Here is a 15719-nt window from a genome sequence, read left to right as displayed (position 1 = left end):
AGTGGTTCGGCGGGCACGATGCGTTACCGTGACGCGGTCGAGGGAGGGCATGCGTGACAGAGACGGGAACCGACGACGGTTTCGAGGCGTGGCTTCGGGATCGGACGCCGGAACGCGGCCTGCGGCCGAAGTCGGCAGCCGTGCTGGAAGTACTGGTCTCGCAACCGCGCCGGGCGTCGTTCGGCTCGACGGCCGAGCTCGCCCAGCTCGCCGGGGTCAACGTCGCCACCGTCACCCGCACGGCGCAGGCGCTGGGTTTCGCCGGCTGGCCGGCGCTGCAACAGGAATTGCGGGCGCGCTACATGTCGTCGCTGAGCGCGCCACAGGTCGCCGAGGAACATCGGGACGTCGACTCGCCGGGATCGGCGTCGCTGCGCCGCGACCTCGACAGCCTCGCTCTGCTCAACCGGCGGTTCGCCGAGGACGAGATCCGCAACGTCGCACAGGCCGTCGCCGCCGCGCGCCGCACGGTCGTCATCGCCGACGGCAGTTACGCGGCGGTCGGGATCGCCTTCGCGCACAACGCCCGGCTCGCCGGCTACGACGTCCACGCGATCACCGCGGGCGACGCCGAACTCGCCAACGCCACGGCGAAACTGACGTCCGAAGACGTGCTCATCGCGATCAGCTTCTGGCGGCTGTACGAGAGCACCGTGCTCGCCGCGAACGAGGCCAAGGCCAGGGGAGCGCGCGCCTTCGCCATCACCGACGCGGCCAGTCCCGCGCTGGCGGGTGCGGTCGAACAGGTGCTGATGGTGCCGGCCGAGGGCGTGACCTTCTTCCCGTCACTGACCGCCGGGATGAGCCTGGTGCAGGCCATCGTCGCGCAGCTCGCCGCCGTCGATCCCGTCCGCACCGGGGAATCCATCGAGGCGGCCGAGGCCATGTGGTCGCGGTTCGACCTGCTGCACCGTCGTCCCGGGTCGGCCGATCGGACAGTGCCGAAAAGGCCGACCGGTCGAGGCGCATCCGCCGGATGACCGATCCGCCTGCCCCTGTCGGCGGGCGATCCTGGTTCCAGGCCGCCGGAACAGGCGGTACGGGATCGAGGAGGCCGAAATGACGATCATCACGACCATGGGCGCTTACGCCGGGCTCGCTCTTCTGGCACTGATGGCGGCGACCCCGCTGCTGGTCGAACTCGACCAGCGCTTCCCGGTCACCCGCCGGGCGAAGGCGGCCGAACGGGAGCGCCGTTTGCCCGCCGGACTCGCTTCGGCGTGACGCAGAGCACAGATTCGCCCGCCGACTACCTCACGTGAGTGATTCACACTCGGCCAATTCGTGACTTTGCGTCGCGCTATGGAACGCTGAGTGACGTGACCGTGGATTTCTGCACCAACGCCCAACCCGCCGACGCCTTCGCGGAGTTCCGGAGGAACGTCGACGAACTGACCCAGGCGTTCATCGACGCCTGCCGCCAGGGGCGCACACCGGGCGACGCCACCCTCGACCTGTTGCAGCGGGTGCACCGCGAAGACCGCAACTGGGTCGTCGTCCACCTGACGTTCGCCATCGCCGCGCTCGCGCATCAGCGAGCCCTCGCCGTCACCCGCCCAGGTGGCGTGACGGGTGCGCCGGAGCGTGCGTTGTTAACTTCCGCGAGTGACTGATCCGACCATCTCCGCGGTCATCGCGGTGTTCGCGGGCTTCGTGCTCGCGGGCCTCCTGGCCGTCCCGTACATCGCCGCGAGCTATCGGCGCCGCGGCGAACTCGGGCTCTGGCGGGTCCTGCTGGTGTTCGGGTTCCTGGTCTACGCCATGTCCCTCTGGACGTACACGTTGCTCCCCATCCCGGAGACGACGACAGCGTGGTGTGCCGAACACGCGGCCGGTCATCTGCAACTACGCCCGTTCCAGTTCGTCGCCGACATCGGCCGCGAACAGACCGGGACGGGCATCCGGGCGTTCCTGCGCAATCCCGCCGTCCAGCAGGCGGTGTTCAACGTCGCCTTGTTCGTGCCGCTGGGCATGTTCGTGCGGCACCTGTTCCGGCGCGGTTTCGCGGCCACCGTCGCCATCGGGTTCGCGGTTTCGCTGTTCATCGAATGCACCCAGCTCACCGGGGTCTGGTTCCTGTTCGAATGCCCGTACCGGCTCGCCGACGTCGACGATCTGCTGACCAACACCCTCGGCGCCGCCCTCGGTTTCGGGCTGGCCCCTTTACTGCGGCTGCTGCCGGGAAACGAACCGTCCGCGCCCCCGGGCAAACCGCGACCGGTCACCGCGCGCCGCCGTCTGCTCGGGATGGCGGTCGACGTCGTGTCGGTCATCCTGCTCGGCACCACCGTCGCGATCCTCACGACTCTGCTGGTGGGCGAGCCGGACACGGTGGTCACGGCACTGATCGGCACCCTGCTGCCCGCGATGCTCCTGCTGTTCGTCATCCCCGTCGCGGGCAACGGCGCCAGCTTCGGTCAGCGGGTCGTGCTGCTGCGCCCCGCCGGGCCGGACGGCGGGAAGCCCGCCCTGTGGCGGATGGCGGTGCGATTCCTCGCCGGTTCCGGCGGCTACTTCACGCTGCTCACCCTGGCTTCGGCGGTCAACAGCGGATTCGAGCCGCTCGCGAACCTGCTGTTCTTCGTCAGCGGGATCCTCGCGATCCGGCCTCAAGGCCACCAAGGACTGTCCGGACTGATCGCCGGCCTGCGAGTCGTCGACGTGCGCGAACTCGACGACGTGGCCGAACCGAGCCCGGTGAGCGTTAGAGCCAGGCCCGGTCCGTGAAGGCCTCCTTGAGGGACCCAGAGTCCCTCAAGGAGGCCTTCACGGACCGGGCAGGCCAAGAACACCGGTGCCGTGCCCGACCGGTGAGACCCACCCGATCGGGTCGACCCTGCCGTTCCCGCGAGTCATTGCGCCTGGCAGCGAGCGCGGGCCGGAACACTCGCCCGGTGGACGTGGAGTCGATGGACGAGGTGGCCGACTGCCTGCTCTCGGTGGCTTGGAACATCTTCACGCTGATGGGGAAACCTCCCGCGAGGCCGGGGAACCGGCCGGAGGAGATCCGGACCCTCCTCGTCGACGCCTGCCACGAAGCCGGGATGCGTGCCCGTGAATGGGCGGCGGCGCACGGGGCGGGAACCGAGGACGACCGGCGGCCTTTCCTGCGGCTCGCGGAAGTCGGGACGGACGCGAATCTGTTCCTGGGCATGGTTTCCGGCACGCTGGTCGCCGATCACGAGCGGGTCCGCCGCCGCTGGGCCGCGATCGAGGCGCTGGTCCTGGAGGCGGGTGAACTCGCCGAACAGGTCAAAGGGGCGGCCGGTGAGCCGGCCGCCCCCTCCCTCGGCTGATCAGTCCTTTTCGAGCGTCAGGTCGTAGCGGTTGAGCACCTCCCTGACTGGCTGGAAGAACGTGGTGCCACCCACGTCGCAGTTCCCGGAACCGCCCGACGTCATGCCCTGTGCCTGCACCAGTTTCGTGCCGGAACCCGAGGACGGACGGCTGACGAACGAGCCGCCGGAGTCGCCGGGTTCGGCGCAGGCGTCGGTCTGGGTGAGACCTCGCACGATGTTCCCGTTGCCGTAGTTCACCGTCTGGTCCAGCGCTTCGACCCGCCCGCAGTGCCAGTGGGTGGTGATCCCGGACCGGCAGACCCGGCCGCCGACGCCGACCACGTCGGCACCCTCGATCCGCACGTCGGAGCCGTCTTCGTAGCGGTCGACCCGGGGCGGCGTCGAGACGTCGGAGTGGGTCACCTTGACCGTCCCGTAGTCGTTGCCGGGGAAGGACGACCGCTCGACCCTGCCGATCGTGCCGTCGACACCGCGCACGGTGCCGCCGAGTTCGGTGCAGTGGCCCGCGGTGATCACGTAATGATCATCGTCGTCGTAGGCGTTGAACCCGACCGAGCAGGCGCCACCGCTGAAGTAGAGACCTTGTCCGCCGATCACGCTCCACAAGGGCCGCGGCGCGCTCTTCACCTGGTCCACCCGCACCGGGACTCCGACGGAGTTGGCCCATGCCCGGCCGGCGGGGTCGCCGCCCACCACGCTGACCACGACCTCGTTCGTGGGCGCGTCGACGTACCAGCCGGCGACCGAATCAGGAACGGCATGGGTTCTGTCGTCCAATGTGGACTGTATTTTCTTCAGTTCGGCGGCACTGTGCCGGAGTACCTTCGGGATCGCGCCCGCGGCGCGAATTCCCGCCGACCGGCTCGCGTCGGTGGTGCCGACGACCAGTTCACCGGTCGTGGTGTCCAGCCAGGAGCCGGCGAAGGCGGCGCCGAGCGAGGTGCCGAGTTTCTGTTGCGCGGCGGCCAATGCGGCCGGGCCCGCCGCTTCGCTCAGCACCGAGGTCGCCGCCGAAGCCGGGGACGCGAACGCGGTGACGGCTGCCGCGGCGCCGATCAGGACGGTCATGGTGCGCAGAGGACGTCGGATCACGAAAACCTCCATGGGATCGCGGAATTCGTTGCGTGGTGTGGCTGGGAATCGACGGTACGACAAAGACCACGTCGTCGAATGCCGCCATATGAGTAGCGCTCACAATTCCCCTTTCCGGCTCAAAGGAACGCGCCATTGCCGGGTGCTGCTCACTCTTGTGAGTGGGTCATGCGCGATTTACCGTCCCCGATGTGCTGGCCGAATCGCGACAATCCGCGACGGGACGCGGCATTCGGGAAAGTGTGTCTTCGGTGTTCGTCACCTGATTGTGCGCGGCTGAACCCGTTTGCCCGTATCGGTGACGAACGGATCTCAGCCGGCTCCACGCCGTTCCGGCCGCGTTGCGCCGAACGTGCGACTTCTGTAACGCGGCGCGCGCACCCGCTGACTGATCTCTCGGTGAGCTGAGGCAGACGGAGGCCATGGATGAAGATCGATCTGTTCAACGAGATCCAGAACCCGCGGCCATGGCCGGAGGGACACGAAGGGCTCAGGTTCTCCCAGGCGATCGAACAGGCCGTCCTCGCCGACGAACTGGGCTACGGCTGCTGGTGGCAGGTCGAACACCACGGGGCGGGGGAGTTCAGCCTGTCGTCCGCGCCCGAGTTGATGCTGGCCGCGCTTTCCCAGCGCACCACCCGGATCCGGCTCGGCCATTCCGCGGTACTCGCGCCCGGCCGGTTCAACCATCCGATCCGCGTCGCCGAACGCGCCGCCACGCTCGACCACCTCAGCGGGGGCAGGCTCGAACTCGGGCTGACCCGCTCGACGATTCCCGAATGGCGACTGTTCGGCATCGAACCGGACGAGGCCCGCGCCCAGACACAGCAGGCTTTCGAAATGATCCCGCGCATGTGGACTTCCGAACGCTTTTCCTGCGAAAACGACGCTTATCGCGTCGACGACGTGTCGATTTCGCCGAAACCGCTCCAGAAACCGCATCCGCCGCTCTGGCAGGCGGCGGCGAGCCCGGCGTCCTTCGAAGAGGCGGGCCGCCGTGGCGTCGGTGTCCTCGGCACGACGATGTGGGAGTCGCTGGAGCGCGCGGGAAGGCTGATCAAGCTCTACCGCGACGCGGCCGGGCGCTGCACCGATCCGGTCGGGGCTTCCGTCAACGACCAGGTCGGGTTCTTCACCTTCGTCCACTGTGCCGACACCGACGAGGAGGCGATGCGCAACGGCGCCGCCGCGGCCGCGGCCTGGTACACGGTGACCGCGTTGACCTTCTTCGAGGCGGCGAGCGAATTCGTGCGCCTGAACGCCCGGCAGGAGGAGATCGTCGCCGCGCCCGACGGCGGCGGGCTCACCGGCGACTTCCTGCGCGGCGAGGCGAACAACGCCCCGACCGAGGCGAATCTCCTGATCGCCCGGATCCTGCAAGGCGAAAACGTGCCGGACGACGAGATCTTCACCGTGCTCAGCGCGCAGGACTCGCTGATCGTGGGCAGCCCCGAGACCTGTCGCAAGAAACTGCGGGCCTACGCGGAACTGGGCATCGACCGGATGATGTGCCTGCAGCAGATCGGCGGTATCCCGCACGAAAAGGTGCTGAAGAGCATCCGCCTGATCGGTGAGCTGATCCCGGAGCTGGGCTGAGGCGCGAGGGGAGTACACCCGCTACTTCGCCGCGCTGGGCACGATGCTGCAAGGGATCGCGGCCCCGAATTCGTGAAGGTCGTCTCGGCGGAACTCGGCTTTCCTCGCCGAACACCCTGCTGGCGGCGCGAAACCGCGTGATGGTCCTTCGTTGTTCCTGGCGCCGCCGATATTGGTCGCGCTCGTACCCGGCCGTTCGATGATCCTGCTCAGTGCCGTGATGTCCGAGGTTTTCTTGGAAGCCTCCTTCAGTTACGCCGGATTCGGTGGCAGGCTGAGCGCGCCGGCCGACGGCTCGGCGCCGGGAAAGCGAATCGACACCATGCCGCGGTGAAAGGACAACTGCCCGTGCCGAAGTTCAAGGATGTTTACGCTGTCTTGCCGGTCTCGGACCATTCCGCCGCGGTCGCGTGGTACGAGCGGTGGATCGGGCGGCGGCCCGACGCCGAGCCCATGGAAGGCGTCGCGGAATGGCTGATCGCCGGAAACGCGGGGATCCAGGTCGCCCACGCGCCGGAGGCCGCGGGTAAGAGCGCCGTGGTCATCGTCGTCGAGGACATCGACGACACCGTCGGCTCCCTCGCCACCCAGGGCGTGGAGTGCGGCCCGATCCAGGACTACGACTTCATCAAACTGACGGAGGCCGCCGATCCGGCGGGGAACAAGGTCACCTTCGTCTGGGAGAACCCGGACTTCCGGCCGTCGGCGGCGGATGATTGATCTCCGGAACACCGGGTAATCGTCTCCTGCCGGCCCCCACCAGCCGGATACGGCCCAAACGGAGTTGAGAACCATGACGCACGCCTACGAAGAGAAGACGGTCGATCCTCAGTCGCCGGCCGAACGGTTGACCGTGCCGGAACCCCGCGGCGAGTCCGACGCCTTGGCCGACCCGGCCTTCGACCTCGAGCCGACGATCGTGCTCGGCCGGGAATGAGGATCCACAAAGACGGAAGGCCGGCTCCCGCGGCGACGGCCGGATGAGCCGGCCTTCTCGCGGTCCGCGTTTCGCTCCGGGCACGGGTGGAACCCTCCGTGTGGCGGAGTGAACCTCATTGCCGCGTCGAGCAGCCGGCGCCGCAGTGCCGGCGAGGACGAGGTGGCGAGCGGCATGGAACCGGAATTCGACGACGTGATCCTGAAGGGGCTGCACCGGTATGTGAGCCTGGTGATCGAGGCGCTGGGGTTGCACGGGGACGCCTGTTGCGTGCAGCTCGAACCGATCGCGAGCGCGTACATCGCGCTCGAGCGAAGACTGCCGAGCAGACCGGACCGCGACGTCGCCTTGCTCTGGGACGAACGACACGGGTGGGCCTTGGCCGTTGAGACCAGCAGCGGCGAAGACCTGATCGTCGTCGGGTACCAGGGTCTCGAGCTGCTGCCGCCACCACGGGTGGTCGCCACGTTCGCGGAGAGCATGTACTCGGATGAGGCCACGGCGCTGCTCGAGCCACCACAGCTCGGGGCGGCCGAGGCGGAAGACGGGCTCGCCCTCCGGCTGGCCGCGTACGCGGGCCTTTCACCGCACGCACGATGATCGGGCAGACGGGGCACGAGGCGGGCTGAATCCGGCGGTTTGGGCCGGTTCGGGCGGGGCTATCCGAAGGCCATGGCACAGCGTGTGTTTCGTGATCGACGGGATGCCGGCCGGGTGCTGGCGGGCCTCTTGACGGACTATCGCGACCGTGACGACGTCGTCGTCCTGGGCTTGCCTCGCGGCGGGGTGCCGGTCGCTTTCGAGGTCGCCGCCGCCTTGCACGCCAAGCTCGACGTGTTCGGCGTACGCAAGCTCGGCCTGCCAAGACAGCCTGAACTGGCGATGGGGGCCATCGCCAGCGGCGGGGTGATGATCCTCAACGACGACGTGGTCCGTGGCACCGGTGTCGGGCCCGAGGACATCGAGCGGGTGGCCGAGGAGGAAAGCCGCGAGCTCGTCCGCCGGGAACAGGCGTACCGGGGGAGCAGGCCGATGGCCGAGGTCGCGGGCAAAACAGTGCTCGTGGTCGACGACGGCCTGGCGACCGGAGCCAGTATGCGCGCCACGATTCGCGCGCTGCGTGAACTGGACCCGGCGCGGCTGGTGGTCGCCATTCCCGCCGCACCCAAGTCGACCTGCGCGGAGCTCGGGCGGGAAGTCGACGAGATGGTGTGCGCGACGACGCCGGCACCGTTCTCCGCCGTCGGCGCCTCGTACTGGGACTTCGGCCAGACCACCGACGAAGAGGTGCGTGGCCTGCTGCGCGCCGCCTCGTCTTCCCCTTCCGCGGGGCGGCGAAAGGAAGACCCGGTGTCGGCCGTCCGCGCGGCAGCCATACCGGTGGACCACGGCGTGCCGTCCGGCCAGGCGCTGTCCGACCTGGTCGGTGACGCCCGGCTGGTCCTGATCGGCGAGGCGTCGCACGGTACGCACGAGTTCTACGCGGCTCGCGCGGCGATGACCCGCCGGCTCATCGAGGACAAGGGTTTCCACGCGGTCGCCGTCGAGGCGGACTGGCCGGACGCCTACCGGGTGAATCGCTACGTACGCCATGGTGGCGAGGACCAGACCGCGGAGCAGGCCCTGCGCGGCTTCACGCGGTTCCCGGCCTGGATGTGGCGTAACACCGAGGTGCTCGATTTCGTCGGCTGGCTGCGTGAGCACAACGACCGGGTGGAAGAAGACCGGGACCGGGCCGGCTTCTACGGCCTCGATCTGTACAGCCTGCACCGATCGATCGACGAGGTGATCGCCTACCTCGATGGCGTCGATCCGGCCGCCGCGGCCCGGGCGCGCGAGCGTTACGCCTGCTTCGACCATCACGAGGCCGGGGGCGAAAAGTACGGTGCGGCCGCGGCGTTCGGCGCCGGTGAGCCGTGCGAACGGGAGGTGCTCGAGCAACTGGTCGACCTGCGGCGGCACGCCGCCGACCACGCCCGCCGGGACGGCATGGTGGCGGCGGACGAGCAGTTCCACGCCGAGCGCAACGCCAGGCTGGTGCAGGCCGCCGAGCAGTACTACCGCTCGATGTTCGGCGGCCGGATCTCCTCGTGGAATCTGCGGGACCGGCATATGGCCGACACCTTGGACGCCCTCGCCGGGCATCTCGGGAAACAGCACGGCGAACCGGCGAAAATCGTCGTCTGGGCGCACAATTCCCATCTCGGCGACGCCCGTGCCACCGAGCTGTCCGCCGGTGGCGAGATCAACCTCGGGCAGCTCGTCCGCGAACGGCACCCCGGCGACTGCCGCCTCATCGGGTTCACCACCCACACCGGCACCGTCACCGCCGCGGACGACTGGGGCGCACCCGCGCGACGCGAACAGGTCCGGCCCTCGCTGTCGGGCAGCATCGAGGGGCTGTTCCACGAGGTCGGGCGAAACGAATTCATGCTGGCCTTCACCTCGGCTTCGGGCACCGCGAAACGAGCAGCCGAGGCCTTGCGATCGGCGCGGCTGGAACGGGCTATCGGCGTGATCTACCGCCCGCGGACCGAACGCCGGAGCCATTACTTCCACAGCCGCGTCGCGGACCAGTTCGACGCCGTCATCCACATCGACGAAACCCGGGCACTCGAACCTCTCGAGCCCACGGCTCGCTGGACGAGCGGAGAGTTGCCGGAGACCTACCCGCACGCGGTCTGAGAGAAAGAACTGACACGGAGGTGAGTGAGTATGGCGGTCCGGACCACCGCACGTGAAAAAGGGCAAGAAGCGACGCACGCACGAGAGGATGCCGGCGGGGCCACCGGCTCTTCCGGGTTCTCGATCGGGCTCGTGCTCCTGGCCGGCGTGTACTTGATCCTGTCGCCGTGGGTCATCCAGTTCACCGGAACCTTCAGTATCGCCGCGACCAACATGATCAGCGGGATAGTGCTCGCGCTGTTCGCCACCGGATGCGCGCGCTCCGCCGGTCTGCGCGCCGTGGCGTGGGTGATCCCGGTTCTCGGCGCCTGGGTGCTCGTCTCGCCCTGGGTGATCTCGCGCGGCCGTGGTCTGGTGCCGCTCGAATATCCGGGCATGCCCGTGCTGACCACGGCGACGTGGCTGAGCAACGTGATCGCGGGCGCCGTGGTGATCGCCGCCGGAATCGCCCTGACGACGGCAGGACGGCGGGGCCCCGCACGCTCCTGAGATCCCCCTCTCGCGGCGCCGCCATTTAGGTGTTACCTTGGGTAACAGTGAACCTCGGTAACGCCTAGACAGGGAGGTCCGTATGACCAGCACCGATGTGCCCCGCACCGCGGAAACCGCCGGTGCCGGCCGCCACGAGACCGCGCGGCGGCTCCTCGATTCCTCCGCGATGCTGTCCTACGATCCGGCCACCGAGGTGGACTGGGAGACGCCGCTGGACAAGGACTTCCACGGCGCCAGCCCGGAGTGGAGCACCCTCTACGGCACGAGTTACTGGGCGGAGATGACTCCGGAGCAGCAGAAGGAGCTCACGCGCCAGGAGGCCGCCTCGGTCGCGAGCACCGGTATCTGGTTCGAGATGATCCTGCAGCAGATGGTGCTGCGCGATTTCTACGCCAAGGACCCGACCGACCCGGCGTTCCAGTGGGCGCTGACCGAGATCGCGGACGAATGCCGGCATTCGATCATGTTCGCCCGCGGGGCGGAGAAGCTCGGCGCGCCCCCGTACCGTCCGCGCAGGCTCGCCGTCGAACTCGGCCGCGTCTTCAAGGCGACGGCCCGCGGCGAAGCGGCGTACGCGGCGATCCTCGTCGCCGAAGAAGTCCTCGACGTGATGCAGCGCGACTGGATGCGCGACGAGCGGGTGGTCCCGTTCGTGCGGACCATCAACAACATCCACGTCGTCGAAGAATCGCGGCATATGAAGTTCGCCCGCGAGGAGACGCGGGAACAGCTGGAGGGCGTGGGTTTCCTGCGCCGCCGGATCAACGCCCTGGTCATCGCGATCGCGTCGTACTTCATCGTCAGCAGCATGATCAACCGCGACGTTTACGAGAACGCGGGACTCGACGCCGAACGGGCGCTGCGCGAGGCGAAGTCCAATGAGCACCACAAGTCGATGATGCGGTCCAGCTGTGCCGGGCTGATGGAGTTCCTCGGCTCGTGCGGCCTGCTCACCCGGCCCGCGCTGGTGTTCTACAAGCGGGCGAACCTGATCTGACATGGCCTTCGCGATCACCCAGACCTGTTGCAACGACGCCACTTGCGTGTCGGTCTGCCCGGTCAACTGCATCCACCCGACACCGGACGAGCCCGACTTCGGCACCACGGAGATGCTCTACGTCGATCCGGCCTCGTGCATCGACTGCGGAGCCTGCGCGGACGCCTGCCCGGTGGACGCGATCTTCCCCGCCGATCTGCTGACCGGTTCGCTCCAGGTCTACGCGGGGCTCAACGCGGAGTACTACGCCGGCCGCGAGACCGTGCCCGCGGCCGATCCCGCGCCGAACTTCCATCACTGGAGTCCTCCGACGTTCGACCGGGCCATCCCGAGCGACTTCGCGCCGCCGGACATCGCCGTCGTCGGCACCGGCCCGGCCGGCATGTACGCCGTCGAGGATCTGCTCCTGCACACGAACGCGCGGGTCACCCTGATCGACCGCTTGCCGGTCGCGGGTGGGCTCGTCCGCTTCGGCGTCGCCCCGGACCACCCCGCCACGAAACGGATCGGCGAAACCTTCTCGCGGTTCCACGAGCACCCGCGGCTGCGGATGCGCCTGGGCACCGAGGTCGGCCGCGACGTCACCGTCGCCGAACTGGCCGAGCGCCACGACGCGGTGGTCTACGCCGTCGGCGCCTCGTCCGCACGCCGTCTCGGCCTCGACGGCGAGGACCTGCCGGGCAGCATCGCCGCGACCACCGTCGTCGGCTGGTACAACGGCCACCCGGACGTACCCGCGAACGCGGTGGACCTCTCCGCGGAACGGGTCGTGCTGGTCGGCACCGGCAACGTCGCCTTGGACGTGGCCCGCATCGTCACCGCCGATCCCGCCGCGCTGACCGGCACCACGATCGCCGCGCACGCGCTGGAACGGTTGCGTACGAGCAAGGTCCGTGAGGTCGTCCTGCTCGCCAGGCGCGGACCGGAGGACGCCGCCTACACCTCCCCGGAACTGCTCGCGCTGGCGCAGCGGGCCGGCGTGCCGCTCGTCGTCGACGACGCGGACCCGCGCACCACGGCCGCGATCGACGCGGGCACCGGCAAGGCGTCGCTGTTGCGCGAACTCGGCCGCGAGACCGTCGACTGGACGGCGCCGCCGGTCGAGGACGCACGCCGGATCGTCCTGCGGTTCCACTCCGCTCCCACCGGGATCGTCGGCGACACGCAGGTGCGCGGTCTCCGAGTCACCGGTCCGGACGGGCCGGTCGAGATCGCCGCGGGACAGGTCGTCCGTGCGGTCGGCTACCGCGGAACACCGGTGCCCGGCCTGCCGTTCGACGAGACCCGCGGCACGATTCCGAACACCGCGGGCCGCGTCGACAGCCGTCGCGGTGCCTACGTGGTCGGCTGGATCAAACGCGGCCCCTCGGGCGGAATCGGCGCGAACCGCACCTGCGCCAGGGAAACCGTCGCGACCCTGCTGGCGGACATCACCTCCGGACGGCTCCCGGTGCGGGCCCGGCGGTCACCGATCGCCGCACTGACCGCCCGCTTCCGCGGCCGGTGAAATCGCTTGGTGGCGCCGGTCCGTCCCCCTATCGTCTCGACGGTGAAGATCTGGACGGAGCGGCCTGCCGAGAACGACGTCGAGGCGGTCGTACGCCACTATTTCGGCCTTGTGCGGGCGGGAAAAATGCCTGTGGCCGAGAAGCTCGTCGATCATACTCCGGCCCGGCACGTACTCAAGGCGCTCTGGTCCGGTTCGGTGGAGTGAACACCGATGACGACCCCGTGCCCGATGAGTGGGCGCGTGACATGTCGTGGCTCGACGAACTCGGTCTCGGGAGTTTCGGTGGTCTCCGGGCCGTCCACCCTCTGGTAGGAGACGAAGGAGCAGCGCGAACTCACGCGTAGTTGTTGACGCTGACCGGCCAGGTGCCGGTCGACGGGGTCCAGCCCTGGACGGTGGCGGGGATGCCCACGCGGCTGCCGCAGTCGATCACCTGGAAGTGCAGATGCGGCGCGGTGGACGCCCCGGTGCTGCCCGACCAGCCGACGACCCGGCCCTGAGGCACCCAGGTGCCCGCGTTGTAGAGGGCCCGGTTCAGATGCGCGTAGTGCGTGCAGGTGCCGTTGGAGTGCCGGATGAGCACCTCGATGCCGTTCTGCCAGTACGGTGACCAATTCGAGAAGATGATTTCGCCACCCTGCGCTGCGGATACCTCGTAGTCGGCAGGGAGACCGAAGTCCCAGGCGTACTCGTTGTAAGGACCGACATGGGAGTACGTGCCCTCCGGTCCCTGCGTGACCTGATAGGCCTCGCCGGCCGGGTACGGCAATTCGTAGTAATAGTCCGCGGCCGACGCCGTGCCGGAGCCGGTCACGGAGATGCCGGCCGCCAGCAGCACGGCACTCACCATCGTGCCGATCCTGCGGGGTGACGCCTTTTCGAATCCGCTCATCGTGCCTCGCTTTCCGGAAGAACCAGTTCCCGTCGTATGCGGGACATCCCGACTGAAACAGGCGGTTCGTCACGGGAACAAGGGTTCGTTCGGGGCTTGCGCGAGGTCGTCGAAGGCCGTATTCGAAGGGCCCGACGATCCATTGTGGAGCGTCTGGGTCAAGCGCCGGACCCGGCGAGATCCGCCGGGTCCGACGTGGCCAGGTCAGCCCTTGAAGTATCCCTTGAACAGGATCTCACTGATCTTGGTGGTGGTTTCCTGGCCGGTTTCGTAGCCGTTCTGGATGACCTTGGTGTTGTTCATGAGCGAGAGGGTGTATCGCTCGTGCGGGCCGACGAAACCGACCGAGTTCATGATCCAGGAGCCGTCGTCGTTGTCGTCGGACCAGCCGTTCTTGTTGCCGGGGCGCGCGGCGGGGCCCGCGCCCCAGACACCCCACTGCTGGTTGACGTCGACAGTGCGCATCTCGCGGACGATGTAGTCGCGGTGCTGCCGGGGGAGTTCGGTCAGGACGTAGTTGACCAGCCGGTCCAGGTCGTTCGCCGTGGTCAAGATCCAGCCCCAGTGGTGCGGGTGCTGGTCGGTGAACCGCATGTCGGTCATCCCGTACGACGGGAAGCGCTTGGCGAACTCCGCCTCACCGCCGTACCGGGTCCACAGCGTGTGAGCGGCGGCGTCGTCGCTGGAGTTGAGCATCCGGTGGATCAGGTCCCGGTCTTCGGCGGTCAGCCGGACGGCCCCGGAATCGTTGCGCAGCAGCAGATCGACGACCATCGCCAGCTTCGGGGTGGAGCAGGCCCAGATGAGGGTCCCGGCGGCCCGGCTCCGGTAGACGGCGCCGGTCCACCGGTCCCGGAGGACGATTCCGGTGTCACCGGGCCTGCTGTCGGCGTACGCCTGGGCTCGTGCGATGCGCGACTGGAGCTCCCGGTCGAAGCGGGTCGTCGCGCCGGCGGGCGCGGCGGGTGTCAACGCGAGGACCGCCAGTATCGCGGTCAGCATGACGAAAAGTCTCTTCATGTGCTCCCCAGAGTTCCGAAATCGGTTCTTCCTGAGCTTGAAGGCGTTCGCCGGTGCCGGAGGTTGCCGCGATCCGCCGAATAGTGATGCCGGTCACATCCGGCTGAGCTGTCGTCCATTATGGACGGTAGGTGGGGCTGGCCCCACCACGCGGCGTCCGGCGGTCACCACGACGGATCGGCGGGCTGACCCGATGGTCCGGGACGCGGCGGACCGCGATGCTGGACCCGATCGATCCGAAGTCGTCGAACGAAGGAAAAGTATGTCGAGAGTGGATTCCGCGCGCCGCCACCTGATTCGTGCCGCCAGTGTCGTGCTGGCCGGAGCTTTCTGCGCGATCGCCCTGCCCGGGAGTGCCGGTGCCGTGGTGAACGGGAAGAACTCCACCGAGCGCTACGAGTTCATGGCCTCGATCCCGGAGATCGTGCCCGAGCTGAACAACGCCAAAGGTGTGTGCGGAGCCGTGCTGGTCCATCCGCGATGGGTGGTGACCGCGGCGCACTGTGTCGACCCGGAGAACAACCCGGCCAGGCCGGAGGGGACGGTGCGCATCGGCAGCGGGCAGCGGACCTCCGGCGGCACCGTGCGCACGATCGACCGCATGGTGCGCCACCCCGGGTACCAGCCGGGTCAGCCGAACAAGAACGACATCGCGCTGGTGCGCCTGGACCGCCCGGTCTCCGAACAGCCGATCCGCATCGCCGACCGTCCCGGCAAGCCGGGCACCCCGACCCGCTTGATGGGCTTCGGCACCACGGTCGACACCGCCGACATCACCAAGGTCGTGTTCCCCGAACGGCTCCAGCAGCTCGACACCCGCCGCGGAGCGGTGTCGGAATGCTCACCCGGCTACGCGGATTCGACCCGGCTCTGCACGATCAGCCGCAAGCGCGGCGCGATGGCCTGCATGGGCGACTCCGGCGGTCCGCAGATCCAGCGCGGGAAGGGCGGCCGGTGGGAGCTGATCGGCGTCACCTCCGGCCCCGGTGACGACGACGTGCCCTGCGCCAACGGGCCCGGCCTGTACACCAGCGTGCCCGCCTACGCCGACTGGATTCACCGCACCATCCGCTGAGACCGCCTCGACACGGTCGGGGGGGGGGGGGGGGGGGGGGGGGGGCCCCCCCCCCGCGGGGGCGGGGGGGGGGGGGGCCGCCCAGACCAAGACCCCCGGCGCCGGGGCGCCCCGGGCGCGGGTA

Annotated in this window: 18 protein-coding genes; 15 read left to right on the top strand and 3 right to left on the bottom strand. The window is 68.9% G+C overall.

What is annotated here, in order from left to right; translation table 11 throughout:
• The first annotated feature begins 53 nt into the window (after window positions 1–53).
• From ACIHAO_RS40225 to ACIHAO_RS40205, 5 genes are all read left to right on the top strand, one after another.
• The gene (locus ACIHAO_RS40225) at window positions 54–980 is read left to right on the top strand and encodes a MurR/RpiR family transcriptional regulator (RefSeq protein WP_396567122.1); all 927 of its coding nucleotides are present in this window, start codon (window positions 54–56) and stop codon (window positions 978–980) included.
• 79 nt (window positions 981–1059) lie between these two features.
• Complete coding sequence (locus tag ACIHAO_RS40220) at window positions 1060–1224, top strand: hypothetical protein (protein ID WP_396567120.1); 165 nt, start codon at window positions 1060–1062, stop codon at window positions 1222–1224.
• A gap of 95 nt (window positions 1225–1319) precedes the next feature.
• Window positions 1320–1613 (top strand): hypothetical protein, encoded by a 294-nt coding sequence (locus tag ACIHAO_RS40215; protein ID WP_396567118.1) that lies wholly within the window; start codon window positions 1320–1322, stop codon window positions 1611–1613.
• Window positions 1606–2727: a VanZ family protein gene (locus ACIHAO_RS40210; protein ID WP_396567116.1), complete on the top strand. Its 1122-nt coding sequence runs from the start codon at window positions 1606–1608 to the stop codon at window positions 2725–2727. The genes ACIHAO_RS40215 and ACIHAO_RS40210 overlap by 8 nt, the downstream gene beginning before the upstream one ends.
• Before the next feature lie 167 nt (window positions 2728–2894).
• Window positions 2895–3296: a hypothetical protein gene (locus tag ACIHAO_RS40205; RefSeq protein WP_396567114.1), complete on the top strand. Its 402-nt coding sequence runs from the start codon at window positions 2895–2897 to the stop codon at window positions 3294–3296.
• Here ACIHAO_RS40205 and ACIHAO_RS40200 read toward each other — a convergent pair whose 3' ends face one another.
• On the bottom strand, window positions 3297–4391 hold the full coding sequence (locus ACIHAO_RS40200; protein ID WP_396567112.1) for a S1 family peptidase: 1095 nt from the start codon (window positions 4389–4391) through the stop codon (window positions 3297–3299).
• Window positions 4392–4817: 426 nt separating this feature from the next.
• On the opposite strand from ACIHAO_RS40200, the gene ACIHAO_RS40195 reads away from it, so the two are divergent.
• The 9 genes from ACIHAO_RS40195 (at window position 4818) to ACIHAO_RS40155 (ending at window position 12812) form a co-directional block, all read left to right on the top strand.
• On the top strand, window positions 4818–5987 hold the full coding sequence (locus ACIHAO_RS40195; RefSeq protein ID WP_396567110.1) for an LLM class flavin-dependent oxidoreductase: 1170 nt from the start codon (window positions 4818–4820) through the stop codon (window positions 5985–5987).
• A gap of 348 nt (window positions 5988–6335) precedes the next feature.
• Complete coding sequence (locus tag ACIHAO_RS40190; protein ID WP_396567108.1) at window positions 6336–6707, top strand: VOC family protein; 372 nt, start codon at window positions 6336–6338, stop codon at window positions 6705–6707.
• A gap of 73 nt (window positions 6708–6780) precedes the next feature.
• A complete protein-coding gene (locus ACIHAO_RS40185; RefSeq protein ID WP_396567106.1) occupies window positions 6781–6924 on the top strand; it encodes a hypothetical protein in 144 nt (47 codons plus the stop codon).
• A gap of 108 nt (window positions 6925–7032) precedes the next feature.
• On the top strand, window positions 7033–7524 hold the full coding sequence (locus ACIHAO_RS40180) for a DUF6292 family protein (RefSeq protein ID WP_396567104.1): 492 nt from the start codon (window positions 7033–7035) through the stop codon (window positions 7522–7524).
• Window positions 7525–7596: 72 nt separating this feature from the next.
• On the top strand, window positions 7597–9609 hold the full coding sequence (locus ACIHAO_RS40175; protein ID WP_396567102.1) for an erythromycin esterase family protein: 2013 nt from the start codon (window positions 7597–7599) through the stop codon (window positions 9607–9609).
• 30 nt (window positions 9610–9639) lie between these two features.
• Window positions 9640–10098, top strand: a complete 459-nt coding sequence (locus ACIHAO_RS40170; RefSeq protein ID WP_396567100.1) for an SPW repeat protein — start codon at window positions 9640–9642, stop codon at window positions 10096–10098.
• A gap of 82 nt (window positions 10099–10180) precedes the next feature.
• Entirely contained in the window at window positions 10181–11098 is a 918-nt protein-coding gene (locus tag ACIHAO_RS40165; RefSeq protein WP_396567098.1) for a diiron oxygenase, read from the top strand.
• A gap of 1 nt (window position 11099) precedes the next feature.
• The gene (locus ACIHAO_RS40160; protein WP_396567096.1) at window positions 11100–12605 is read left to right on the top strand and encodes an FAD-dependent oxidoreductase; all 1506 of its coding nucleotides are present in this window, start codon (window positions 11100–11102) and stop codon (window positions 12603–12605) included.
• 42 nt (window positions 12606–12647) lie between these two features.
• Entirely contained in the window at window positions 12648–12812 is a 165-nt protein-coding gene (locus ACIHAO_RS40155; protein ID WP_396567094.1) for a hypothetical protein, read from the top strand.
• 130 nt (window positions 12813–12942) lie between these two features.
• Here ACIHAO_RS40155 and ACIHAO_RS40150 read toward each other — a convergent pair whose 3' ends face one another.
• Window positions 12943–13500, bottom strand: a complete 558-nt coding sequence (locus tag ACIHAO_RS40150) for a M23 family metallopeptidase (RefSeq protein WP_396567092.1) — start codon at window positions 13498–13500, stop codon at window positions 12943–12945.
• A 204-nt stretch (window positions 13501–13704) separates the two neighbouring features.
• Window positions 13705–14520, bottom strand: a complete 816-nt coding sequence (locus ACIHAO_RS40145) for a serine hydrolase (protein WP_396567090.1) — start codon at window positions 14518–14520, stop codon at window positions 13705–13707.
• Window positions 14521–14782: 262 nt separating this feature from the next.
• Here ACIHAO_RS40145 and ACIHAO_RS40140 point away from each other — a divergent pair, with 262 nt between their 5' ends.
• Complete coding sequence (locus tag ACIHAO_RS40140) at window positions 14783–15595, top strand: S1 family peptidase (RefSeq protein ID WP_396567088.1); 813 nt, start codon at window positions 14783–14785, stop codon at window positions 15593–15595.
• Window positions 15596–15719 lie beyond the last annotated feature (124 nt).

The organism is Amycolatopsis sp. NPDC052450 (assembly GCF_044547565.1).
Lineage (GTDB): Bacteria > Actinomycetota > Actinomycetes > Mycobacteriales > Pseudonocardiaceae > Amycolatopsis.
The sequence above is the reverse complement of the archived record's forward strand: the minus strand, read 5'-3'. Positions and strand labels throughout refer to the sequence as shown.

What these genes read in the sequence shown, in the direction of transcription:
- ACIHAO_RS40220 (WP_396567120.1), top strand. Translation starts at nt 1,060, where the DNA reads ATGACGATCATCACGACCATGGGCGCTTACGCCGGGCTCGCTCTTCTG.
- ACIHAO_RS40195 (WP_396567110.1), top strand. Translation starts at nt 4,818, where the DNA reads ATGAAGATCGATCTGTTCAACGAGATCCAGAACCCGCGGCCATGGCCG.
- ACIHAO_RS40185 (WP_396567106.1), top strand. Translation starts at nt 6,781, where the DNA reads ATGACGCACGCCTACGAAGAGAAGACGGTCGATCCTCAGTCGCCGGCC.
- ACIHAO_RS40175 (WP_396567102.1), top strand. Translation starts at nt 7,597, where the DNA reads ATGGCACAGCGTGTGTTTCGTGATCGACGGGATGCCGGCCGGGTGCTG.
- ACIHAO_RS40170 (WP_396567100.1), top strand. Translation starts at nt 9,640, where the DNA reads ATGGCGGTCCGGACCACCGCACGTGAAAAAGGGCAAGAAGCGACGCAC.
- ACIHAO_RS40165 (WP_396567098.1), top strand. Translation starts at nt 10,181, where the DNA reads ATGACCAGCACCGATGTGCCCCGCACCGCGGAAACCGCCGGTGCCGGC.
- ACIHAO_RS40160 (WP_396567096.1), top strand. Translation starts at nt 11,100, where the DNA reads ATGGCCTTCGCGATCACCCAGACCTGTTGCAACGACGCCACTTGCGTG.
- ACIHAO_RS40150 (WP_396567092.1), bottom strand. Translation starts at nt 13,500, where the DNA reads ATGAGCGGATTCGAAAAGGCGTCACCCCGCAGGATCGGCACGATGGTG.
- ACIHAO_RS40145 (WP_396567090.1), bottom strand. Translation starts at nt 14,520, where the DNA reads ATGAAGAGACTTTTCGTCATGCTGACCGCGATACTGGCGGTCCTCGCG.
- ACIHAO_RS40140 (WP_396567088.1), top strand. Translation starts at nt 14,783, where the DNA reads ATGTCGAGAGTGGATTCCGCGCGCCGCCACCTGATTCGTGCCGCCAGT.